The sequence below is a fragment of the Paenibacillus sp. KN14-4R genome (assembly GCF_052180255.1).
Classification (GTDB): Bacteria; Bacillota; Bacilli; order Paenibacillales; family NBRC-103111; genus Paenibacillus_AM.
On record NZ_CP197466.1, the window covers coordinates 3,860,001 to 3,883,931 of the forward strand.

23 protein-coding genes (1 of these 23 cut by a window edge) are annotated in these 23,931 nt (G+C 43.3%); all 23 read right to left on the reverse strand.

The window, feature by feature from the left end; genetic code table 11:
- Positions 1-864, reverse strand: the 5' portion of a protein-coding gene (gene lysS / locus ACSBOP_RS19040) for a lysine--tRNA ligase (RefSeq protein ID WP_442604531.1). 639 nt of this gene lie to the left of the window's left edge; 864 of the gene's 1,503 nt are visible here — the first part of the coding sequence; the start codon lies at positions 862-864; its stop codon lies off the left edge, out of view.
- Positions 865-965: 101 nt separating this feature from the next.
- Positions 966-1,442 carry a transcription elongation factor GreA gene (gene greA, locus ACSBOP_RS19045; RefSeq protein ID WP_442602064.1) on the reverse strand — a complete coding sequence of 159 codons (477 nt, stop codon included), beginning with the start codon at positions 1,440-1,442 and terminating at the stop codon, positions 966-968.
- A gap of 252 nt (positions 1,443-1,694) precedes the next feature.
- Complete coding sequence (gene dusB / locus ACSBOP_RS19050) at positions 1,695-2,711, reverse strand: tRNA dihydrouridine synthase DusB (protein WP_442602065.1); 1,017 nt, start codon at positions 2,709-2,711, stop codon at positions 1,695-1,697.
- A gap of 5 nt (positions 2,712-2,716) precedes the next feature.
- Positions 2,717-2,944, reverse strand: coding sequence for a helix-turn-helix domain-containing protein (locus tag ACSBOP_RS19055; protein WP_442602066.1), 228 nt, complete (start codon positions 2,942-2,944; stop codon positions 2,717-2,719).
- Complete coding sequence (gene folK, locus ACSBOP_RS19060; RefSeq protein WP_442602067.1) at positions 2,926-3,435, reverse strand: 2-amino-4-hydroxy-6-hydroxymethyldihydropteridine diphosphokinase; 510 nt, start codon at positions 3,433-3,435, stop codon at positions 2,926-2,928. Before folK ends, ACSBOP_RS19055 begins: the two co-directional genes overlap by 19 nt.
- A complete protein-coding gene (gene folB, locus ACSBOP_RS19065) occupies positions 3,428-3,805 on the reverse strand; it encodes a dihydroneopterin aldolase (RefSeq protein ID WP_442602068.1) in 378 nt (125 codons plus the stop codon). The genes folK and folB overlap by 8 nt, the downstream gene beginning before the upstream one ends.
- An 11-nt stretch (positions 3,806-3,816) precedes the next feature.
- Complete coding sequence (folP, locus tag ACSBOP_RS19070) at positions 3,817-4,653, reverse strand: dihydropteroate synthase (protein WP_442602069.1); 837 nt, start codon at positions 4,651-4,653, stop codon at positions 3,817-3,819.
- Positions 4,650-5,540, reverse strand: coding sequence for an aminodeoxychorismate lyase (pabC, locus tag ACSBOP_RS19075; protein ID WP_442602070.1), 891 nt, complete (start codon positions 5,538-5,540; stop codon positions 4,650-4,652). Before pabC ends, folP begins: the two co-directional genes overlap by 4 nt.
- Positions 5,537-6,121 (reverse strand): aminodeoxychorismate/anthranilate synthase component II, encoded by a 585-nt coding sequence (gene pabA / locus ACSBOP_RS19080; protein WP_442602071.1) that lies wholly within the window; start codon positions 6,119-6,121, stop codon positions 5,537-5,539. The genes pabC and pabA overlap by 4 nt, the downstream gene beginning before the upstream one ends.
- A 56-nt stretch (positions 6,122-6,177) precedes the next feature.
- A complete protein-coding gene (locus ACSBOP_RS19085; RefSeq protein ID WP_442602072.1) occupies positions 6,178-7,749 on the reverse strand; it encodes an anthranilate synthase component I family protein in 1,572 nt (523 codons plus the stop codon).
- Positions 7,750-7,901: 152 nt separating this feature from the next.
- A complete protein-coding gene (gene cysK / locus ACSBOP_RS19090) occupies positions 7,902-8,840 on the reverse strand; it encodes a cysteine synthase A (protein WP_442602073.1) in 939 nt (312 codons plus the stop codon).
- A gap of 112 nt (positions 8,841-8,952) precedes the next feature.
- The gene (locus tag ACSBOP_RS19095) at positions 8,953-9,909 is read right to left on the reverse strand and encodes a peptidylprolyl isomerase (RefSeq protein WP_442602074.1); all 957 of its coding nucleotides are present in this window, start codon (positions 9,907-9,909) and stop codon (positions 8,953-8,955) included.
- Positions 9,910-9,936: 27 nt separating this feature from the next.
- Positions 9,937-10,806 carry an Hsp33 family molecular chaperone HslO gene (gene hslO / locus ACSBOP_RS19100; RefSeq protein ID WP_442602075.1) on the reverse strand — a complete coding sequence of 290 codons (870 nt, stop codon included), beginning with the start codon at positions 10,804-10,806 and terminating at the stop codon, positions 9,937-9,939.
- A 27-nt stretch (positions 10,807-10,833) separates the two neighbouring features.
- Positions 10,834-11,598: a type III pantothenate kinase gene (locus ACSBOP_RS19105; protein WP_442602076.1), complete on the reverse strand. Its 765-nt coding sequence runs from the start codon at positions 11,596-11,598 to the stop codon at positions 10,834-10,836.
- On the reverse strand, positions 11,595-12,467 hold the full coding sequence (nadC, locus tag ACSBOP_RS19110) for a carboxylating nicotinate-nucleotide diphosphorylase (protein WP_442602077.1): 873 nt from the start codon (positions 12,465-12,467) through the stop codon (positions 11,595-11,597). Before nadC ends, ACSBOP_RS19105 begins: the two co-directional genes overlap by 4 nt.
- Positions 12,460-14,124, reverse strand: coding sequence for an L-aspartate oxidase (gene nadB / locus ACSBOP_RS19115; protein WP_442602078.1), 1,665 nt, complete (start codon positions 14,122-14,124; stop codon positions 12,460-12,462). The genes nadC and nadB overlap by 8 nt, the downstream gene beginning before the upstream one ends.
- Positions 14,125-14,159: 35 nt before the next feature.
- Positions 14,160-15,098 carry a quinolinate synthase NadA gene (gene nadA / locus ACSBOP_RS19120; RefSeq protein ID WP_442602079.1) on the reverse strand — a complete coding sequence of 313 codons (939 nt, stop codon included), beginning with the start codon at positions 15,096-15,098 and terminating at the stop codon, positions 14,160-14,162.
- A gap of 172 nt (positions 15,099-15,270) precedes the next feature.
- A complete protein-coding gene (ftsH, locus tag ACSBOP_RS19125; protein ID WP_442602080.1) occupies positions 15,271-17,256 on the reverse strand; it encodes an ATP-dependent zinc metalloprotease FtsH in 1,986 nt (661 codons plus the stop codon).
- 95 nt (positions 17,257-17,351) lie between these two features.
- A complete protein-coding gene (gene hpt, locus ACSBOP_RS19130; RefSeq protein ID WP_442602081.1) occupies positions 17,352-17,891 on the reverse strand; it encodes a hypoxanthine phosphoribosyltransferase in 540 nt (179 codons plus the stop codon).
- A gap of 63 nt (positions 17,892-17,954) precedes the next feature.
- Positions 17,955-19,397 carry a tRNA lysidine(34) synthetase TilS gene (gene tilS, locus ACSBOP_RS19135; RefSeq protein ID WP_442602082.1) on the reverse strand — a complete coding sequence of 481 codons (1,443 nt, stop codon included), beginning with the start codon at positions 19,395-19,397 and terminating at the stop codon, positions 17,955-17,957.
- Between the two features lie 42 nt (positions 19,398-19,439).
- Positions 19,440-20,354 carry a protein kinase domain-containing protein gene (locus ACSBOP_RS19140; RefSeq protein WP_442602083.1) on the reverse strand — a complete coding sequence of 305 codons (915 nt, stop codon included), beginning with the start codon at positions 20,352-20,354 and terminating at the stop codon, positions 19,440-19,442.
- Positions 20,338-21,060 carry a hypothetical protein gene (locus tag ACSBOP_RS19145; protein ID WP_442602084.1) on the reverse strand — a complete coding sequence of 241 codons (723 nt, stop codon included), beginning with the start codon at positions 21,058-21,060 and terminating at the stop codon, positions 20,338-20,340. Before ACSBOP_RS19145 ends, ACSBOP_RS19140 begins: the two co-directional genes overlap by 17 nt.
- Positions 21,061-21,234: 174 nt before the next feature.
- Positions 21,235-23,724, reverse strand: coding sequence for a stage II sporulation protein E (spoIIE, locus tag ACSBOP_RS19150; protein WP_442602085.1), 2,490 nt, complete (start codon positions 23,722-23,724; stop codon positions 21,235-21,237).
- Between the last annotated feature and the right edge of the window lie 207 nt (positions 23,725-23,931).

The following is a 23,931-nucleotide window of genomic DNA, read 5'->3' on the forward strand; positions in this document are numbered from 1 at the left end:
CTCCGTCAATCTCATGATATCTTTATAATCTGCGTATGCTTCATACAACTCGATCATCGTGAATTCTGGATTGTGACGCGTTGAAATCCCCTCGTTACGGTAAACACGACCGATTTCATACACTTTCTCCATACCACCAACAATTAGACGCTTCAAATGAAGCTCAATTGCGATACGCATGTATAACTGCATGTCCAACGCATTGTGATGCGTAATGAATGGACGAGCAGCAGCACCACCAGCAATTGCATGAAGTGTTGGCGTTTCCACCTCTAGATAACCGTTGTTATCTAAATAACGACGCATAGATTGAATAATTTTAGAACGCGTAATAAACGTTTGTTGTACATCTTGGTTCATAATTAAATCAACATAACGTTGACGGTAACGAAGCTCTACATCTTTGAGTCCATGATATTTTTCAGGCAAAGGAAGAAGTGATTTCGTTAGAACTTCAATTTCTTTTACTTTAACGGAAGTTTCACCTGTTTTTGTTTTGAAAACAGTACCTTTTACACCAACCATATCACCAAGATCAAGTAGATCAAATGCGCTGTATTTCACATCGCCTACCGCATCTTCACGCACGTAGATTTGGATTTTACCTGTGATGTCTTGCAAATGAGCAAAGCTTGCCTTACCCATCGCTCTTTTTTGCATAATACGACCTGCAAGACTAACTTCATTCGCTTGTGCATCAAGGTCTTCCTTACTTACATCATCATATGCTTTAAGCACTTCTGCTGCATGATGCGTACGGTCGAATTTGTCTCCAAATGGATCGATTCCCATCCCACGAAGTTCATCCAATTTGTTACGTCTAATCTGCAGCAATTCATTAAGCTCCACTACTTCTTCACTCATCATGATCATCTCCTTAACAGCATCTAAAAAAATAGCGATTTAAGCGGAAAAAGCTTCCAGAGGAAGCTTTTCAAAGCACATCTTATGTCATGAAAAATACCTTATTTTTTAATATCTAAAATTTCGTATTGGATTGCACCTACAGGTACTTGAACATCAACACGATCACCTATTTGCTTACCCATAATTGCTTTACCAACTGGACTTTCATTCGAAATCTTACTATTAAAAGGATCTGATTCTGCGGTACCTACAATTGTGTATTCAACCGTATCGCCAAACTCCATATCTTTAAGCGTCACAATGGAGCCTACGCTCACTTTACTCGTATCCACTTCATCATTATTAATGATTCGAGCATTACGAAGCATCTTCTCGAGAGTCAAGACTTTACCCTCAACAAAAGCTTGCTCGTTCTTCGCATCTTCGTATTCGGAGTTTTCACTAATATCGCCATAGCCGATTGCTACTTTGATTCGCTCCGCTACTTCGCGGCGTTTAACAGACTTAAGGTATTCAAGCTCTTCCTCAAGTTTTTTTAACCCGCTTTGCGTAAGAAGGACCTCTTTCTCGCTCATTTCATCCAATCTCCCGTCATGTGAATATTTTTCCAATCGCTTAACGAATGAACTCACTTTATCCTAATATATTACGAAGGCATCTCCTGATGACTTGTCATAGACGTGGGTTCTCTGGAAGTATAAATTTAAACGCATAAAATCCCGCCTCACGGATATAATCCCGCGGGGCAGATTTACCAACAAATGTTGGGAATTGCTAACTATTGACTGATTATATTGCAATGAATTCAAAAAGTCAATGAAAGCGCCTTACTGCACCATGCTCTTTGCTTCGTCATTTTCCGCGGTTACATCGGCTTCTCCAGAAGCAATATAACGCTCCAAAATGCTAACCATACCTGATCTTGTCGTTTCTTCCATAATCGCATCTTTCACCCTAGCTGCCCCACGCATTCCTTTGAGATACCATGCTAGATGCTTACGCATTTCCTTTACAGCTACCCGCTCCGTCTTAAGTGCAATGAGTCGGTCCATATGCAAAATCGCAATGCGCATTTTCTCCTCAGCCGTCGGATCTGCTGGAAGTTCACCATTAGACAAGTATTGTACAGTACGATACAACATCCATGGGTTACCCAGTGCAGCACGACCGATCATAACGCCATCACAACCCGTTTGATCCAGCATACGTCTTGCATCCTCAGGGGTATTCACATCGCCATTACCGATAACCGGAATTGAAACAGTCTCTTTAACTTGGCGAATAATGTCCCAATCTGCGACGCCTGTGTACATTTGCTCACGCGTACGACCATGAACAGACACAGCTGCACCGCCGCCACGTTCAACAGCTTTCGCATTTTCCAATACATAGATGTGGTCACTATCCCAACCGATACGCATCTTAACCGTTACAGGTTTGCTAACCGACCCTGAGACGGTACGGATCATCTCCTCGATCTTGTCAGGACGAAGCAGCCAACGTGCGCCAGCATCCGATTTTACAATCTTAGGTACTGGACAACCCATATTAATATCAATAATGTCTGCATTTGTCTGTTGATCGACAATTTTAGCAGCCTCTACTAATGTATCTGTATCTCCACCGAAAATTTGCAAAGACAGCGGCTTTTCGCGATCATCCACATACAACATCTCTAGTGAACGTTCGTTTCCATGTAAAATTGCTTTATCACTTACCATCTCTGCACAGACCAGGCCGCAACCAAACTCTTTTGCAATTAAACGAAACGCAGGATTACACACTCCCGCCATTGGTGCAAGAACGACTTGGTTTGGTACTTCAATATTTCCTATTTTAAGCATTTGCTTTACCCTCTTTCTACCGTTTGTGCCATTGGCACTTGCAATTCCTCTACTTCAACTTGAAGCACGCTTGATATGCGACTTAGCATCTTATGATCTGGTTTCTTCGCTCCACGCTCAATTGCGCCAAGAACTGCAATAGAAACCCCAAGTAAATCAGCCAACTCCACTTGTGTATATCCTTTTAATTTACGAAAAGCGCGTATGCGCTGTGCTAATGAGCTTTTCTCCATAACATGACGCCTTCCTTTCCATCCAAACCTTCTAGTATGTTCGCAAGCTTAGTCAAACGCTCTTGATTAGACATACATTGGGTTGCGACTTCAACGAACGGAATCATGACAAATGCTCTTTCCTCCATTCGCGGATGAGGAAGATGGAGATCTTCCGAATGTATCTTTTCCTCACCATATACCAATAGATCAAGATCTAATGTTCGCGGTCCCCAATGAATCTCACGTGTACGCCCAAGTTTCAATTCGATGTTTAACATCGTGTGCAGCAATTCATGAGGTGTGAGGGAAGTTCGTACAGCTATGACCATATTTAAAAATGCATCCTGATCCGTATATCCAACAGGCTCTGTCTCATAAATGGATGAGCGAGCAGCCAGTGTAATTTGCTGATCTTGTTCAAGGCATTCCATTGCTTGCTGCAGGAAGCCATTACGGTCTCCCATATTTGAGCCTAGTGCAATATAGGCTATGGACGCTTCACTAGTCATTGGCAATCGTCTCCCGGCTGCGTGTAATCTCTACTGTAACACCTTGGAAGTGAATATCAAAAGGTGGATGAGGTTTAATGACACGCACGGTTACCTCGTTAATGATAGTATAAGTATGCAACAAACGGGATGCAATGCATTCAGCGAGTGCTTCAATTAGCTTAAAAGGTTCCCCTTGTACAACCTGCTTGATATGTTCATAGGCTTCCGCATAATTAACGGACTGTTCAATGTCATCGTTTAAGCCAGCTTTGTGCAATGGGAATACCATTTCTACATCAACATAATAACGTTGCCCAAGTACATTTTCTTGTGGAATTACACCGTGATAGCCGTAAAATTCCATTCTGGTTAGTATGATTTTATCCAAGTTAAAGCCTCCTATATGAGTTCAGGTTGCATTCTTACGATGGCATCTGTCATAACAGCCACACGCTTCATTGCTTTTACATCATGTACACGCATCACATCACAACCTTGTGCAATACCAAGCGCAACAGTAGCTGCCGTGCCTTCGACAACATCCTCAGGCGGTAAACCACCAAGTGTGTTACGAATCATTCGCTTACGCGAGGTGCCTAGCAAGATTGGATATCCGAGCCTCGTCAAATCTTGCAGATGATTCATAAGCAGCAAATTCTGCTCTTGTGTCTTGGCAAATCCAATACCAGGGTCAAGTATAATTTGGTTGTCATCTACACCCGCAGCATGCGCAATTGCGATACTCTCTAGCAAGTCTTTTGCTACATCCTGCAGATAATCGACATAATCAATCTGCTCACGGTTATGCATTAATATCACAGGACAACGATGCTTTGCAGCAACCGTTGCCATCAAAGGATCACGCTTAAAACCCCAAACATCATTAATTATGGCTGCCCCGGCATGAAGGGCTTGATCTGCTACTTCTGCTTTATAAGTATCAATTGATATTGGAACGGAAAGCTCACTAGATATCGCTTGAATAACAGGTATTACTCGTCGTAATTCCTCTTCTTGTCCAACTTCTTCTGATCCAGGGCGCGTCGATTCTCCCCCAATATCAATAATGTCTGCCCCTTCAGCAATCATTTCCTTCGCCCGCTTCAAGGCTGTCTCCACTGTAACGTATGATCCTCCATCTGAAAATGAATCTGGCGTTACATTCAAAATACCCATAATAAGCGTTCTACGCCCTAATTCCAAATCTTGATTATGGTAACTTAATGTACGAATCATGCTTCACTTCCTATACATTGTTGATACACATTCAATAATAGCTGTGTAATAGGTCCCGGACCCTTTGTAGTTGAGTTTAATGAACAATCTGTCCCGTCTGGAAAAAGCAATGTATATACAGGTGAAATTTCCTGAATCGAGTTCGTCAAGAATACTTCATCCGCACACTGAAGTTCTTCCCATGTGTACAAGCCTTCTTCAATAGCTATTCCCGCTTCATGTGCTATTTTTAATATGAATTGACGCGTAATACCCGGTAAAATACCGGTAACGAGTGAAGGCGTACAAAGTTTCCCTTGGGCCACAAAAAATATATTAGAAACAATACCCTCAGCTATATACCCGTCTGCTGTTAGCATAAGGCCTTCTGCTTGTGCCGCTGCAACCTGAGGATATTGAAGCATTTCACGTTTGGCTAAAATATTATTCATATAGTGTAGGGACTTAAAGCGAACAGCACCTTCAGGTGTATTCCGTCTTAATTGCAGCAGCTGTAGCGCCTTGCCATCATGAACGATTCTTTGGTTACGCGGTGGTAATTCTTTCACATACATAATCTCTTTGGGCTGCTCGTACAATTGCCCTGGCAAACCTAATATATCGTCACCTGCGGTTATCGTGTATCGAAAATAAGCATCTTTAAGGCCATTTGCCAGCAATAAGTTTTTTACCAACTCATTTACATGGTTAACATTTGGTTTAAAGCGAATTCCCATCTCTTCACAACTTGAAGCTAAACGCTGAAGATGTTTCTCTAATAAAAAGGGTTGACCACCGTAGGTGCGAAATGTTTCAAACAAACCCATACCGTAAAGAAAACCGTGATCATAAATGGAGATCACGGCTTCTTGATCATCAACGAAACGACCATTTAAACTTATCTTCATCCGAGCACTTCTTTCTCCTTCACACGTAAAAAATTACGAAGCAGCTGTAATCCATGATCGGTAATGATGGATTCTGGATGGAATTGTACGCCTTCAATGGCATACTCTTTATGACGCAAGCCCATGATCTCACCCTCGTCTGTCCATGCACTGACTTCAAGACATTCTGGTAATGTCTCTTTACCGACAATCAAGGAATGATATCGAGTAGCTGTAAAAGGGACAGGTATTTCATTGAAAATCGTTAACCCATCATGATGAATAGGCGATGTCTTGCCATGCATCAAGTTAGCAGCACGTACCACTTCTCCACCAAATGCTTGACCAATCGTCTGATGACCAAGGCACACCCCCATGATCGGAATTCTGCCTTTAAAATGATCCACAACAGACAAACAAACGCCGGCTTCATTCGGTGTACAAGGCCCTGGTGATAGTAAAATGTGATCTGGCTTTAAAGCCTCAATACCGGCAATGTCGATTTCATCATTTCGCCTTACCACAATCTCTTCCCCGAGCTCCCCTAAATATTGAACCAGGTTGTAAGTAAATGAATCATAATTATCAATGACTAAAATCATTTTGGCTCCTCCTCTGCTCTTACCTTTTCCCTTTTTAGGATGAAGGTCTAACTACACTACGCTCTGCTCAATTCTTGCTCACTAAACTCAATTGCTTTCCATACTGCCTTAGCCTTGTTAAGTGATTCCTTGTATTCTCGGCTTGGCACTGAATCGATTACGATACCTGCTCCTGCTTGCACGTGTCCTATTCCTTGCGCAGCGACCAATGTACGTATAATTATATTAAATTCCATATCTCCGTTATAGTCAATCCACCCCATCGCACCTGTATACGGTCCTCGACGGACAGGTTCTAGTTCTTCAATGATTTCCATTGTTCGAACTTTTGGTGCACCTGTAATTGTACCTCCCGGAAATGTAGCTGCTATGGCGTCAAATGCATTTTTCCCTGCTGCAATCTTGCCTTCTACCTGTGACACAATATGCATGACATGGGAGTAATACTCAATTACCATAAAATCATCGACTTTCACGCTGCCATATTCTGAAATACGACCTAAATCGTTACGTTCTAAATCAACAAGCATAACGTGCTCAGCACGTTCTTTTTCATTATGAATTAACTCATCTGCAAGTCTTTGATCTTCTTGTGCATTAGCCCCACGACGACGAGTACCCGCGATTGGACGCGTACGGAGCACTCCTTTTTCCAATTGAACAAGAAGCTCCGGGGAGGCAGATGCAAGTGTAAAATCACCAAAACGCATGAGTCCCATATAAGGGGACGGGTTAATCATTCGTAACCATTCGTAGATCTCTTCCGCACTGGATTGCAGTGGCCGACTCTGTCTGACGGATAAATTAACTTGAAATACGTCTCCAGCAGCAATATAGGATTGAATTTTCTCCACAGCTTGTTCAAAATCTTCACGACGAAAAGCAGGTGTAAGCTCACTTAGTTTTTCAACGTCAATGGATAAACCTTCGCCACGGTTATGACTCTGCTCAAGTATTTGCTCCCGCCGTTTCCGGTGTTCAAAAGCACGTGAAGCATATACAAGCTTATTCCATTTCTCATACATGGTGTTCGCAGCACGTTCTGCTGTGCGATATGCTTCTTGTAGTGCCAGTTCATTTTGCGCAAGTTCATGAGAAAGACCTGTGTGTACAGCCATATATATTTCTTGAGTTTCCTGATCAACAATCCAAACTTCATTGTACATCGCAAAACTAAAATCAGGCACTGGTAAATCGTTCGCAGCATGCTGTGGTAAATGTTCAATACAGCGCGCAACATCATATCCCCAGAAGCCTACACAACCTCCAATAAACTTAGGTGCTTCTTCCACTCGTGGAGAGCGATAAGGGAGCATCCATTCCTTTACGGCATGCAGCGCATTCATCTCAAGTACGATTCTACGCGGTCCGCCATGCCCATCTTCTTCCCATACTTCTGCACGTTCGCTCGTACCACGAATAATGGAGGCAGGTGATAAACCAACCATCGTATAACGGCCGCCTTTTCCACTCTCTAAAACAAATGATTCCGGCGCTGCTTCTTTCCAAGTTTCTTCCCAAGAAGGAATGGTATCTTGTTCAAGTTGTTTTTTCATGATAAAAGGAAGCATGGTGTAGCTTCCACAATTCGCCCAGTCTTTCCACTTCTCAAATGATGTTACGTTCAACTGTTATTGACTCCCCTCTACAACCATTTGCTGCCTACCCTTGATGATTGTCCATTAGTATACTTCAAACTGGAAAATTTAAAAACCCCTCAGCAAGGAGCTGAAGGGTCATATCCCATTCGGGTAAAAACAATCAAAGCTTACTGTTTCAATTAATCCTCAAAATGGTAAAGAGGTGTTGATAAATAACGCTCGCCATTACTAGGTACGACGGCAAGTACTCTCTTGCCTGGACCTAAATCTTTGGCAATTTTCAAAGCAGCATAAATCGCAGCACCTGAAGATATGCCACCAAGGATTCCTTCCTCTTTCGCTACACGACGTGATGTTTCGAATGCATCATCATTCTCAACAGCAATGATCTCATCATAAATGTGTGTATCTAAAATGTCAGGTACAAAACCAGCGCCGATCCCTTGTATCTTATGCGGACCTGGCTTACCACCTGAAAGTACAGGTGAGCTGCTAGGCTCAACCGCATAAATCTTGATGTTCGGGAAGTTATCTTTCAAAACAGAACCTGTTCCTGTAATCGTTCCACCCGTACCGATACCCGCTACAAAAGCATCGAGCTTGCCATCATAGCTATTAATGGCCTCAACGATTTCTGGTCCGGTCGTTTCGCGATGTACTTTCACGTTCGCTTGGTTCTTGAATTGTTGTGGAATAAAATAGCTCGGATTCTCAGCCTGCAATGCTTCAGCACGATTAATCGCACCTTTCATCCCCTCAGCACCCGGTGTTAAAACAAGCTCAGCACCATAAGCACGAAGCAAGTTACGACGCTCCATACTCATCGTCTCCGGCATAACAAGAATCGCTCTATAACCTTTAGCTGCAGCAACCATGGCAAGCCCAATTCCTGTGTTACCGCTAGTCGGTTCTACGATTGTATCGCCGGGTTTCAACTTACCTTCTTGTTCTGCAACTTCAATCATTGAAATCGCAATACGATCCTTCACGCTAGCACCTGGGTTCTGGAACTCCAGCTTCACATAAACCTCTGCACTACCTTCAGGTACAACACGGTTCAAACGAACAATCGGTGTATTCCCAATCAATTCAGTAATGCTCTGCACAAGCTTAGCCATTGCAATCTTCCTCCTCAGCATTCGCAAAAAATATCGTTATATAATTTCCGAGTAAATCAGTTGGTTTTTATTAAGTTAATCTTATCAAGGCTTCCATAGATTGTCAACTAAATCACTCGGAATTTGGCAGAAACTTTCCGTCCAAGATTTGTGCCTTATGTTTTAAGCGAAGTGCACCTACTACGTCTTTAAGTGGAGGTGCTTTCTGAAGAGCTAGCTGTTTTTTGATCTTTTCACGAACGACTGTCGGGTCATCCTTTTCTTCTGTACGTTTGTCTTTTAGTAAAATGATGGCGTAACCGTTTGTTAAAGAGATGATCCCACTATACTCGTTCTTTTTTAATTTTTTAGCTGCTGTCATAATCGGTGTCGATACGAAAGGATCGTTTTCAAATATCCAGCCTAGATCTCCATTAGTGCTTGATGTTGTCTCATCAATGGAGCGATCTCTTACGATTGTTGAAAAATCCTGTCCCTTTTTCAGTTCTTTCAGCGCTTTATCGGCATGCTCTTTCGATGCTAAAATCATCTGCTGTATATGATATTCCGTCCGTACTTTAAACTCTTCAGCATGTGTGCGCATATATTCGTTAATCTCTTCATCTGTGATGGTAACGCTGCGTGTGGCGATATGCTCCAGTAGCAGCTTATAGTATGCATCATCATGAAGTTCCTCTTGGGACAATCCAAGTTGATCTTTCATCGCTTTAAAATAATCTTCAATACTTTCGTAACCTTCACTATTCATTTTCAGCTCACGATTGATTTCATCATCCTCAACGGTTATACCAACTTCTCTAGCTTCTACACGAATGGCCTCCCGCTCTATAATTTGATTAATCATCTGATTGCCATAATGTTTAATTAATTGGTTCTGAATCTCTCCCATTGTGATTTGGCGATCGCCGATCTTGGCAATTACTTTGGTGGAATCAACATCTCCTTTAGAGTCTTTCGGATTCCCGTTGTTGGAAGACCCTGCTTCACCGCCATTGAGCACCAAAATCAGCAGCACCGCTATACAAACACAAAGCCCGCCGATGATTGCTCCTATTCCTCTTTTTGCCATGACCCCTAATTGCTCGCCTCAGCTTCACTATAATTTGTCGATAATCGACTGAATTTCTTCCCCTGTAAACGCATATATCTCATTACAAAAATGACACTGTACTTCGGCCTTTTGATCTTCATCGAGTAGTAGTTGAAGTTCTTGCTTACCAATCGAAATCAAAGATTCTTCTACACGCTCACGAGAGCATTTGCACTTAAATATAACATCCTTCGTCTCTAACACTCGGAAAGATGGAAGCACTTCTGTCAAAATCTCTTCCAACGTTAATCCTTGCTCTAACATCGTTGTCATCGAAGGAAGTTGTGGTAATCGCTGCTCAATTGCTGTAAGTTCCTCATCTGTTAGGCCAGGCATTAATTGAATGATAAAACCACCCGCAGCTTTTACCGAGTAATCAACATCCACTAATACACCGAGTGCAACCGCAGAAGGCGTCTGCTCAGATACGCTAAAATAGTATGTGAAATCCTCTGCTAGTTCACCAGAAATGATCGGCGTTGAGCCACGGTACGGCTCTTTAAGACCTAAATCTTTAATGATGTAAAGAGCGCCATCTGTCCCTACTGCTCCAGCCACATCCAACTTACCATGAGCATTCAGTGGCAAATCAACAGTCGGGTTGGATACATAACCGCGGACTTCCCCATAAGCATTCGTATCCACGATGATTTGCCCAATTGGGCCACCACCCTGTACTTGGATCGTCAGTTTTTCTTCCCCTTTGAGCATCGCCCCCATCATTAAGCCGGCTGCTGCTGTCCGTCCAAGCGCCGCTGTTACTGTTGGTGTAGCTTGATGTCTACGACTGAGTTCATCTGTAATTGCTGTTGTACATACTGCAAAAGCGCGGACTTTACCTTCAAGTCCCGTTCCACGAATCATGTAGTCTTTCAATGAAGTCACCTCTAATACTTATATGTTCTAAACGTTTTTTTCATAAATAAGTTGCAAACCTTGCAAGGTTAAAAGTGGATTAACGACGTTAATCGTACGGGACTCAGAGGCAATTAATTCAGCAAGTCCTCCTGTTGCAACAACAGTAGGTTCCACCTTAAATTCCTCTTTAATTCGATCCACAATTCCGTCGACCTGTGACACATAACCATAAATAATACCAGCTTGCATCGCAGAAACAGTGTTTTTACCCACTACACTTTTCGGCTTCACAAGCTCAATTCGAGGCAACTTAGCTGCACGTTGATACAAAGCTTCTGTGGAAATACCGATCCCCGGAGCGATCGCACATCCTACGAGCTGACCTACTTGGTCAATGTAGTCGTACGTCGTCGCTGTACCAAAGTCAACTATTACGCATGGTGATCCATATTGCTCAAGAGCAGCTACAGCATTTACAATGCGATCCGCGCCCACTTCTTTGGGGTTGTCCACTCTAACGTTAAGACCCGTCTTTATGCCGGGGCCAACGATATAAGGTGTCTTTTTTAAATAATGTAAACATAAGTTTTCTAATACAAACATAAGTGGCGGCACGACGGAGGAGATGATGACTCCTTCGATCTGTTCCAACTTTATGTCTGCATAACGGAATAAGTTATAGACCGTCATCCCATACTCATCCGCGGTCGCTGAACGGTTTGTACTAATCCGCCAATGATGAAGCAGCTCCTTTTCCTTGTACAAACCTAGTACAATATTGGTATTACCCACATCTATAACCAAAATCATGTAAACGTGTTCCCCTTCCGCTCATTAAGATCCAATGAAATGTCCAAAGCTGCTACGGAGTAAGTGAGCTGGCCTATAGAAATAATATCTACACCTGTCTCTGCCATTACTCGAATTGTCTTGGGCGATACCGATCCAGAACCTTCCACCACAATATGCGGGGCTCGGTTCTTAATAAGAGCTACAGCTTCCTTCATTTGCGCAGGAGGCATGTTATCAAGCATAATGATGTCGCTACCTACTTGAAGTGCCTCTTCCAACTGTTTAAAGTCTTCGACTTCCACTTCGATTTTCATGGTGTGTGGAATCGCTTCTCTAGCCGCCAGAACAGCAGCTGTAATGCCACCGGCACCTTTAATATGATTATCTTTAATCATGACAGCATCATACAAACCAAAACGGTGGTTATGACCACCGCCGATACGCACTGCGTATTTTTCAAGTAAACGCAGCCCTGGTGTTGTTTTCCGTGTATCCACTAAACGAACAGGTAAATCTTCTACCGCTGCAACAAAGGAGCGTGTCTTGGTTGCGATCCCTGATAAACGCTGAAGTAAATTAAGGGCTAATCGCTCTCCAATCAAAATACTCCGTGTGCTTCCAGTAACCGTTGCAATGACCGTACCTTTGCTTACTTGGGTACCGTCAATGGCTTGAGCCTCAAATTGCAGACTGGAATCAACTTCAGCGAATACGGCTTCTGCTACTGCGATGCCAGCTAGGATACCGTCTTCTTTTACATGAATAATACCTCGGGATTGACTTGCAACAGGAATCGTAGAAAGTGAAGTCACATCACCTGTTCCTACATCCTCTTGTAACCAGTGCTGTATCTGTTCAGCTAATAATCGCTTATTTAAATTATGCATCTAAAATCCACTCCTCAGACATGCCACGCTCATTGTGGAAAACAATATGTTTTTGCCACTGGGCATTATTAGGTTCTGGAAAATCCTCACGATAATGACCGCCACGGCTTTCCTCTCGATGAATTGCTGCTTGCGCAGTTAACAGCGCACAGGTAAGTAAGTTCGCAAACTCGTATTCTTCACGTCTTGTTAAACAAGTATCAAAGAAAGAAAGCTGTCTGGACAATTCGTCGATTGCTTTATGCAAGGTCTGCGAAGTACGAAGTAGCCCCACATAGCGCAGCATGACTTTCTGTAACTTGAGCCTACGTTCTACAACAGCTTGCTGCGCAACTTCTTTACGAGATGCAGATGCATGATCAAGTGAGCTGGCATGCTCTAACGCAGCTTCATTAGAGGCTGCAGGACTACCATTAGTCACCAGTGGTTTAAGCGTTCTGATACGCTCAATGATTCGTCGACCAAAGACGATGGCCTCTGACAACGAGTTAGACGCCAGACGATTTGCACCGTGTACACCAGTGGAGGATACCTCACCACACGCGTAAAGACGCGGTACGGCAGTTTCGCCATGCAAATCTGTCTTGACCCCACCCATCATATAGTGAGCGGCAGGAGCAACTGGGATCCAATCACTTGCAAGATCTAAGCCGTAGCGCATGCAAAATTCATATATTGTCGGGAATCGATGTTTCACCATTTCTTCCGGTTCATGTGTTACATCAATATAAACATACGTCGATTTCGTTAATTCCATCTCCGAAACAATCGCTCTTGCAACAATATCACGTGGCGCTAATTCTAGCAGTGGGTGATATCGCTCCATAAAGCGCTCACCTCGTATGTTGCGAAGAATCGCACCCTCACCCCGAACCGCTTCAGATATTAAGAAACGTGGAGCACCTGGATAGCAAAGTGAAGTCGGATGAAATTGAATAAATTCGACATCTTGAATCAAAGCCCCCGCACGATAGGCAATCGCAATCCCGTCACCCGTTGCAATATCTGGATTCGTTGTATAACGATAAAGCTGACCTGCCCCACCTGTACAAAGAATCGTTGCCTGACCACGAGCCACGACACGCGAGCCATCTGGTTTTTGCACAAGCGCTCCGTAGCATTCTCCAGATTCATTCTTCAAAAGGTCAATTACAAAATGATCGTCCCAAAGTGTAATATTCGGATCACTCTTCGTCTTCTCAGACAAAGCACGAACAATCTCAGCCCCAGTTGCATCTCCATTGGCATGTAGAATGCGACGTTGGCTGTGTGCGCCCTCTTTCGTAAGTGCAAGAACGCCATTCTCTTCATCAAAGGTCGTTCCCATCCGAATCAGATCCTTTACCCCATCAGGACCTTCATGGACTAGTACATCAACAGCCTCACGAGAACAAAGACCTGCCCCAGCCATTAATGTATCTTGCAGATGATACTCAGGTGAATCATCATCTGCAATTACCGCTGCAATTCCACCTTGCGCGTATCTCGTATTTGAATCAAGTAATGACTTCTTCGTAATCATCAAAACTTGATAAGTCTCACTTGCTTTAATCGCTGTAAATAATCCGGCAATACCAGCTCCAATCACAATCACATCGGTATCGATCACTGGCAGATTGTCTATATCGACATCAACTAACGTTCTAGGTATCTTCATCGCATAAGCACCTCTAAACAAGAGAGTAGCGCATGCTACTTCACGAGTAACATGCGCTCCAGTGATTGTTTGGCTTGCTCGGCCACATGATTCGGCACATAAATTTCCGGTTTCATTGTTTCGAGCGCTTTAACCACTTTTTTCAAATTATTCACTTTCATATTTGGACATACCAAATACTTCGTTGCAAAATGGAACTTTTTCTCTGGACTATCAAAACGCAGCTGATAACCTGTTCCATCTTCCGTACCTACAATAAATTCCTGGCAAGAAGATTCTTTACAATATTTTATAATGGCAGTTGTTGAACCCACGAAATCTCCCATTGCAACTACTTCAGGTCGACATTCAGGATGCACAACAAACTCTGCATTAGGGTGCAGTCGCTTCATTTCTTCGACATCTTTAATCGTAAGCATATCGTGCGTGTTGCAATAGCCTTCCCAAATGATCATTTTTTTGTTTGTGAATTTAGATACATAGTCTCCCAAATTTTTATCTGGTACCCAGATGACTTCGTCTGAATCTACTGAATTCACAACTTTAAGTGCGTTTGCTGAAGTACAACAAATATCTGTCTCTGCCTTCACTTCTGCTGATGTATTAATATATGCAACTACTTTGGCATTCGGATGCTGGCGCTTCAAAGCTCGAAGTCCTTCTACGTTAACCATATCGGCCATCGGACAACCTGCACGCTCATCTGGAATGATAACTGTCTTGGTTGGAGCTAGTATTTTGGCGCTTTCGCCCATGAAATGCACACCGCAAAAAACGATGACATCGGCATCAGTCGAAGCTGCCTTTTGTGCTAACAAAAAGGAATCTCCGCGGAAGTCCGCAATTTCCTGTATTTCATCTCTTTGATAATAATGAGCCAATATGATTGCATTCCGCTCTTTCTTCAATTGAATAAGTCGCTCTCTTAGCTCACGATTCTGCTCTGCCTTATGCTGTAAAGCTAAAGCTTCCATGATCATCCCCCCGATCATTCACTCGTACATTTGTTCATCCATGCATTAGAATAGTGCATACGATTTACAACTAATTTACAGGAACCAACACCTAGTGTCAATCCACAATACATTAGGGAATACAAGCAAAACCGGACTGTGCAGATTGCACAGTCCGGTTCATGACTTCCTATTATACGTCTTTTGGATCTTTATTCGGATCTGATTCTTTATCTTCGATCTTAACCTCTGGTTCTGGATCAGCCTCAGGGGTAGATTCTACTGCAGGTGCAGCTTTGATAATCTCAGCATCTTTATGTGTACCAATGGTTACTTTAATATCGTCATTCGAAGATTCATCGCCCTTAATGACCCCATTTTCCAAAAGCTCGATAATTTGATCTTTGTCCAGCGTTTCGCGTTCGAGTAACGCATTTGCAACCAAGTGCACTTCTGCAGAGTGATCAGTCAAGATTTGCTTCGCACGATCGTAACAAGCACGAATCATACTTTGCATTTCTTGATCAATCTCGTAAGCAATCGCATCACTATAATTTTGTTCGTGTCCGATATCGCGTCCAAGGAACACTTGACCTTGTGATGAGCCAAATTGTAATGGACCCAGTTTCTCACTCATACCAAATTCCATAATCATGCGGCGAATAATATTCGTCGCCTTTTGGAAGTCACTGTATGCGCCAGTACCAATTTCTCCAATGAACAATTCTTCTGCAACACGTCCGCCAAGTAAACCCGTAACTTTATCAAGCAATTCGCTCTTCGTCTGAAGCATACGGTCTTCGCCTTCCTTAGGAAGCATTAACACGTATCCTCCTGCACGACCGCGAGGAATGATTGTAACTTTATGAACCATCTCTGCATTCTCAGCATAGTAACCAATAACGGCATGACCCGCTTCATGGAAGGAAACCGTCTTCTTCTCACGTTCAGAGACAACCCGACTCTTCTTCTGTGTGCCGACAATGACACGGTCGAATGCTTCTTCAATCTCTTCCATTGAGATGTCTTTACGATTACGGCGAGCTGCAATTAGTGCAGATTCGTTTAATAAATTCTCAAGATCAGCACCCGTAAATCCGGTTGTATAACGAGCAATTGTATCTAACTTAACATTACCCGCCAATGGCTTATTGCGTGCATGCACTTTAAGAACTGCTTCACGGCCTTTAACATCAGGGCGGTCAACCGTAATTTGACGGTCAAAACGACCTGGACGAAGTAAAGCCGGATCTAAAATATCTGGACGGTTTGTTGCTGCGATAATAATGATACCCTCGTTGGCACCAAAACCATCCATCTCAACGAGCAACTGGTTGAGTGTTTGCTCACGTTCATCGTGACCACCACCAAGTCCAGCACCACGCTGACGACCCACAGCATCAATCTCATCAATAAAAATAATACAAGGTGCATTCTTCTTCGCGTTCTCAAACAAATCACGAACACGGGAAGCACCGACACCGACGAACATCTCCACAAAGTCCGAACCGGAAATGGAGAAGAATGGAACCCCAGCTTCACCAGCAACTGCACGAGCGAGCAATGTTTTACCCGTTCCTGGAGGTCCGTTAAGCAGGACACCCTTCGGAATGCGAGCACCCACTGCTGAGAATTTTCGCGGATCTTTGAGGAACTCAACGATTTCCACAAGCTCTTGCTTCTCTTCATCAGCACCAGCTACATCTTCAAAAGTAACTTTCTTCTTCTCATCGTTGTAAAGACGCGCTCTGCTTTTACCAAAGTTCATCACTTTGCCACCGCCGCCTTGCGACTGGTTAAGCAGGAAGAAGAACAATACAAACATGATAACAAGCGGAATAATTGAGGTCAGGAAGCTTAGCCATAAGCTCTCGCCTTCCATCGGCAGATGCTCCTGAGTGATACCGCTATCGTCAATCATAGCGAGCATTTTATCGCTTGCTGGACCGCGTGTTTCGAACGTTGCATGGTTGCTCTTCAACGATCCTTTTATCAAATAGGTATACTTGTCAAATTGAACTTTTACTGATTCCACATTATTATTCTTCAGTTCCACTTTGAACTTATCATAACTCATTCGATCAGTTTGCCCATTCTGATTGCTTACAAAGCTGACAATACCAACGACTACCAGCACTACAATTAAATAAAAGCCACTAGTCCTAATAAACCGATTCATTCTCTACCACCTCTCAAACGACACACTTTTATTATTTTACCACAGCTGTTAAGTGCATCACAACAATGCTACTTGCAAGCTGTAGGTTGCCCTGCTTAGTTAGAATAAATCTCTGGTTTAAGAACGCCTACATAAGGAAGATTTCTGTATTTCTCAGCATAATCGAGTCCATATCCAACAATAAATGCATCCGGAATGGAGAAGCCCTTATAATCTGGCTCTAATTCAACTGTTCTACGTTCTGGCTTATCAAATAGAGCAACAACTGCGATGGATTTCGCATTTCTGCGCTCCAACACGTCGATGAGGTAGCTAAGTGTTAATCCACTATCAATAATATCTTCGACAATAAGGATATGACGACCTTCAATTGGAACATCAAGATCTTTTAGAATTTTGACGACACCTGAAGATTTTGTGGAATGTCCATAACTAGATACCGCCATAAAATCAAGTTCGAGCGGAACGGTGATCTTTTTAACAAGATCAGACATAAAAATAAATGCGCCTTTCAGAACGCAAATAACAAGCGGATTCTTATCTTCATATTCCGCTGAAAGCTGAGCGCCAAGTTCGGCAATTTTGTTCTGAATAACCTCTTCACTGTAAAGTACTTCTTGAATATCGTTGTGCAAGGGTATTCCTCCTACATCATATTATGAGTGAGTACATGTTTCCATGCTCGTGTGAGAATGCCCCTAATCGAAGGAATCCACCATCACATGCAGCACACGCCGCGTGTTCGAATCAACGGCCGCAAAGCGAGATCGCCCATAGCCTGGAATCCACAAAATCTGCTGATTTGCATCAAGTAGAAGCGGAATCCGATCACGTTCACGTGGCGCCACTTTGGCGTCAATGAACATATTTTTTACTTTTTTCGATCCATTTAAACCAAATGGTTCAATCCGATCCCCATCTCTACGATTACGAATACATAAAGGCAGTTCAAGCTGGTCTAAATCAAAAAAAGCTTCTTTCTGTTCTGCAGAAGACAAAACAAACGATCTCTCTTTTAAGTGCATATTATCATGTTGATCTATCACATGAAACTTGAATGTGGAAGCAATTTCGGGAATCGATATCGCCCCACCTAGCGGATTGCATTCATATTGGAATGAATCAGTATCCCGCCACTCTTTAATAAAAGAAAGCTGTTCGTATTCGCGAACAATGAACATATGTCCACAGATGAGCTGCCGCATATTTGGGCTGGTCTCGCGAATCATGGATTCACGAAGCATTTCAATTCTTGTAAAGTCTAGCCATTCGGCCGGGCAAGCAAGATAACTTAATATTAATTTAATCAAGCGTCGTTGTAAAGCGAGGGGGAGCTGGATGAAACGACGGTGAGGTAATCTCACTTCATCATTACGAAAAATAGCGATGTCCTGAAGGACTCGCTCCGTCTCCTGCTGCATGTAATCCTCTTCTGCTTGCATCATTTCCGCCAATCGACCAAGTGCAAGTGGAAGTTCTTCATTATATTTTTGCAAAAAAGGAATAATGTCTAGCCGAACTTGATTTCGAAAATATTTACGAGATTCATTTGAAGCATCCACGCAATATAGAATTTGCTCTTGCTGGCAGTAGGAAATAAGTTGTTCCTTGTTCATACGTAATAATGGGCGAATCAGTTTCACTTGATGATCCATTCTCTGATCCCTGATTCCACCTAATCCTGAAGGTCCTGTGCCACGTAATATTCGCATCATCATCGTCTCTGCTTGATCATCGGCATGATGCGCTAGTGCAATATGACCTGCACCATATTTCCTTGCGACATCATGAAGAAAATCATACCGCTTCTGCCTAGCTGCCACTTGCGGATTCAGAGATGTCTCTGCAATGTAGGCAGGCACATTAACTTCTGCGATCTCACATGGTAACCCAAGTGCATATGCAAGTTCAGCCACTTGAATCGCTTCTACTTTGGATTCTTCAACCCGAAAACCATGATTCACATGGGCAACAATCAACTTCCATTGATGTGCTTTAGAAAGTGAGAACAGCAGATGTAGCAGCGCCACGGAGTCAGGTCCACCTGAAACTGCAACAATAACAGTATCCCCATCAGCTAGTAATTGTTTGGCTACAATCTGCTGCTCAACTGCAGTCTTGAGTTCCATCGTATTCCCCATTTCTTGATGCACTTCCTTACACTTTTCTTTTCTTCGATTCGACTATTTGGGCCAATACAAATATAACGTAAACCCGAATACGACAAGAGATGCGGTAAAACAAATCGGCAGCCATTTCCCACGCACTGGCTCTGCCTTCTGTTTGCTTACTTTAAGAAAAAGCTGGCGCCAAACTTGGCTGGCTTCTTTCGCTGATGTGAATTGCTGCTGTAGCATTTGTTGCAGGACCGGCTTAGCACTTCGAAGCATTGGAAGTTCCTCTAAGAGTTGAAGCAGATCGCTGACACTCCGATTTTGCGGGAGCCCTTGCGACCACCGATTGATGTTCTTATCTGTATCGAACGCTCTGATCATCAGCACCGCGAACGAGAATAGATCATAACTGGGTTCTGCAACCCGTGATCCAGCACCCCAAAAGCCTCTATCATAAAGCTCTGTGAACTGTTTCACGGACCTACCTAATGGCGTAACTCCACCGAAGTCAACCAGCTCCACATGTCCATAAGTGCATACGAGCACATTTTCCATTTTCAAATCACCAAAAACAAATCCTTGTGCATGCAGCTCCTGCAGCTTATTCAGCAAATGCAGTCCAATGACATACATCCAGTCTGAATCATGCGTCTCCATAAACTGTGTGAGTGAAGTTCCTTCAATATATTTCATGACAAAGAAAGGATACTCCTTCCCTTGCCATACCAAATCATCCACATCACGCAGCATATCGCGAAACGAAGTCGATGTTGCCGAAATACTACGCAATGCGTTGATTTCTGACTGATGATCGACTGTCTCAAAACCAATTTTAAGTGCATAATGGGCTTTACCCGATCTGACAAGATACACCTGACCGTTAGCGCCCGCACCAATTAATCGCTCAATTGTATAGATTTTTCCATTCCATTTGCCGCGCAGCGTTAGACCCGCCCGCAGATCGAGATTAAACAACGTAGTCACCAAGAATCCCGTCCTTGCTACTATCCATCGATGGTTTTTCCGCAACATATTCCACTACTTGCAATAGAGCTGGACCCGTAGGTGTTGTCCCCCTCATGTTTATTTTATAGAACATCTTATGTATATTTGCAAGGTCTTGAGTCCATGGCGAATCCATCTCCAATTCCACATCACCACTTACGGAACCTGGAAAATGAAACACCGCAACCTCACTACGCCCTGCTCTCGCTCGCAATGAAAGCAGCAAGTCCTGTAGTGCTTCTCGCACGGCTGCAAGCTTCGGTTTCATTGAAGCGCTCGTATCTACGAGCAAAGCAACACGCATCGTGCTATTCTCACTCATCTCATCAATGACATGCACAACTTCAGCTCGCTTATCGGGTGGAAGCTGACTGATCTGATCGTCACCTAATATATTTCGTAATTCCTTGCCTACCGCTTTTTCAATCGTACCAACAACCGTCTTCCTTGTCATCATTTGCACCGTTTGCGAAAGTTGCCTGGATGACACGATACGACTCATTCCGTTACCCGCCCGAGCAATTTCTATAATTTCTTGCGAGCCTAGCTGCCCCAGTTCACCATGATCCACTACACCAATCACATTTACAGTAATACCTTCTTCCATCGCATGAGCAGCCGCAATCACAGGGCTTATCCCTACATTGGAACAACCATCCGTAATTAATAAAATTTGTTTTAACATTACAAATCCCTCCCTAATCTTCTAATGCTAGAATCGATATCTCTAGTTTCTCCAAAATAAGAGAGGGATAAACGATAGTTTCACTATTTTAAGTACGTATTCCTTACGCAAAAAAGCCTCCGAAACCGAATTCCTTCGATCCCAAAGGCATGATTGACGACTACAATATTTAACCTAGCTAACTATTTTAGGTCGCTCAATACGTGACAGACCCGGCCAGCGGAACGTTGCCCACTCTGGTTGGCGCTTCTCAATTCTTGCAACAACCACCATCATATCATCTTGCAATGCGCCTGTATGACGTACCACTTGATCCAACAAAGCATCTGCCATATCTTGCGTCGTCGTGACATCAAGCTCACTGATTGTTCGTTTCATCCACAGTTCTTTATTCACAGCATGCCCAGGTGCATCGAAAATGCCATCCGTCATCAGTACGAGGTAATCACCATCAAGCAGCTTCATCGATACCAGATCCACTTCAATGTCTTTAATGATCCCAACGGGAAGGTTACTCGCCACAATCGGAATCACCTCATTGCCCCGTTTAATAAAACTCGGTGTGGACCCGATCTTCATGAATGTTGTATCCGCACTATATAAATCAATTAACGCCATATCGACGGTCGCATACATCTCTTCCGGTGAGCGAAGCAGAAGTACGGAATTCACCGATTTAATCGCTAATTTTTCATCCATCCCGGATTGTAGGAATTGCTGCAGCATACCCAGAGCCGCTTCGCTCTCTTTACGTGCGCGTTCCCCATTCCCCATACCGTCACTCAGCGCAACAGCGAACTTCCCATTGCCAAGCTCCACAGCACTATATGAATCTCCCGATAAATAGCTGCCACCTTTTCCAAGTGATGCGATACCTGTCTCCACGTTATACGCCTTCGCAGAACCGAATAGCACGGATGCATACCCTTCTCCACGATCCAGCTTTTCCTCACTTTTCACTGCTATGTTCTCTCCGACAATTTCACTGAGAAGGGGAGCGATAATTTTCCTGGATTCGTCAAAACCACGTGTATACTGGTGGATCATCTCAATTTCTATCTTACCTTCATCAAGGGAGATGATATCTACACTGTGAATAGATAATCCCAAATCTTCAATCGCTTCCCGAATTTGTTCTTCTTGTAAAAATAATTCCTGTCCTTCGCGTTTAATTTCCTTCGCTAGATCTTCCATCACCTGCGACACACCTGAGAGCTGTTCAGCAACAAGTGCGCGTGAATCCGCAAGCTGCTTACGCCATTGCACATTATTTTGATAATACCCATACTGCTCTTTCATCACTTGAAGAACTGCATCTGTCTTCGTGCAAACCGATTTCCACTCCTTGCGAATATCTTTCTTATCGAATTGACCCTTCACTTCGATCTCCGTCATCATATCTGTCATGTACGAATACGTTTTATAAAAATTTTGATCCCAACATCTTTCCCGTTTAAAGCAGCTCTGACATGTCTGTGCTGTAACTGCATTCATGAAATGGTCGACATCGTTTTCCCTCTGCCGCAAAGGGCTTTCTCCTGTTAGTTGTTTAAAGGAACTCGCTAATTGACGAAATACCGCTGAAAACTGTTCAACACGCCCTGCTGTCACATCACGTACACGCCTTGCGTAATCTTGCTGTCCTTTCAAGTTCTCTTGTGTGCCTGGAACGTATTTCGCTAACGTTTGCAGTACACTTCGAGGTGTTAGTAAAAATAACCCGATCGCAACAAGCGACTCCCAAGTTGAGCTTAATATTGTACTACTGCTTCCCACGTAAAATGAAAGAATAGAAGAACCGATCAAAAGACCGAGTGATACGGTTAGCCTACGACCATCCTTCAGCATACCCGCAAGCATACCCGAAAAAGCAAGGAGACTCATCTGATAAACCGCATTCGCATCCGCCAAACTCAAGATGAGACCACTGATGACCCCCACCGATGCTCCAAATGGTGCTCCTCCCACCATCGCGAACAGTAGAATCAAGTAGCGTGACTCTACATTTTGGATCATAACAGGCCCAACACTCCAACCTACCGCACCCGTCATAACCGATGCTAGTAAGATAATTAGACAGATGATTTCTTCGCTTCTTAGCTGATAATTACGACGTGTTAAGGTGAATACAGGAAGGGCTTGTACAAAAATATAGGTCAGTACCGCACTTAATAGTGCCTCCACTGTCGTTAGCATTAATACATACCAAGTCAAGTCAGCCACCACTAAATGGAAGAACAACTTGACCATAAAAAGTGTCCCAAATACGATAATAGGTGCGATTGAAACTTCAAAGCGCTCATACTTTTCAATCGATTTCTGAATGAGTAGAAACACGCCCATTGTGATGACAAATTGCCCTACACTGGGATGTGCCGACAGTAAGCTACCACAAAATAATGCGACAATCACCCAAGGAACTAGCTCTTTGCGTTGATAATAGATGACGGCAAAATAAGCAAGTGCGAAAGGAGCAAGTTCTTCAAGTATCATTGCCCGTCCTAGCAGAAAACCCATGAAAAGCAGCAGTATGGACCATTTTCTAGCTATGATCGCTTGCACAAAACGATTCCCTATCGCAATTGTGTATAATCCATCTTGCATTCGTCCTATCACACTTGCTCCTCTTAGCCCGAACAACGTACTGATACTTCTCTTTTGCATGCCCGATCACACCACCCAATTCTATTAGTGTTCCCTATTATATGGATGCTCTAGTATAAAGTTTGTCAGAATACGTGGGCTTGTCAAAAGAAATTTCCGACACCTTGCGGCAAGTAGCGAAACTTGGCTTATGTCTGGCGTAATAGGCAATTCCCATCCCATTTCAGTTCTAAATGTCAGATTAACTCCCTGATGTCCGCCACCAAT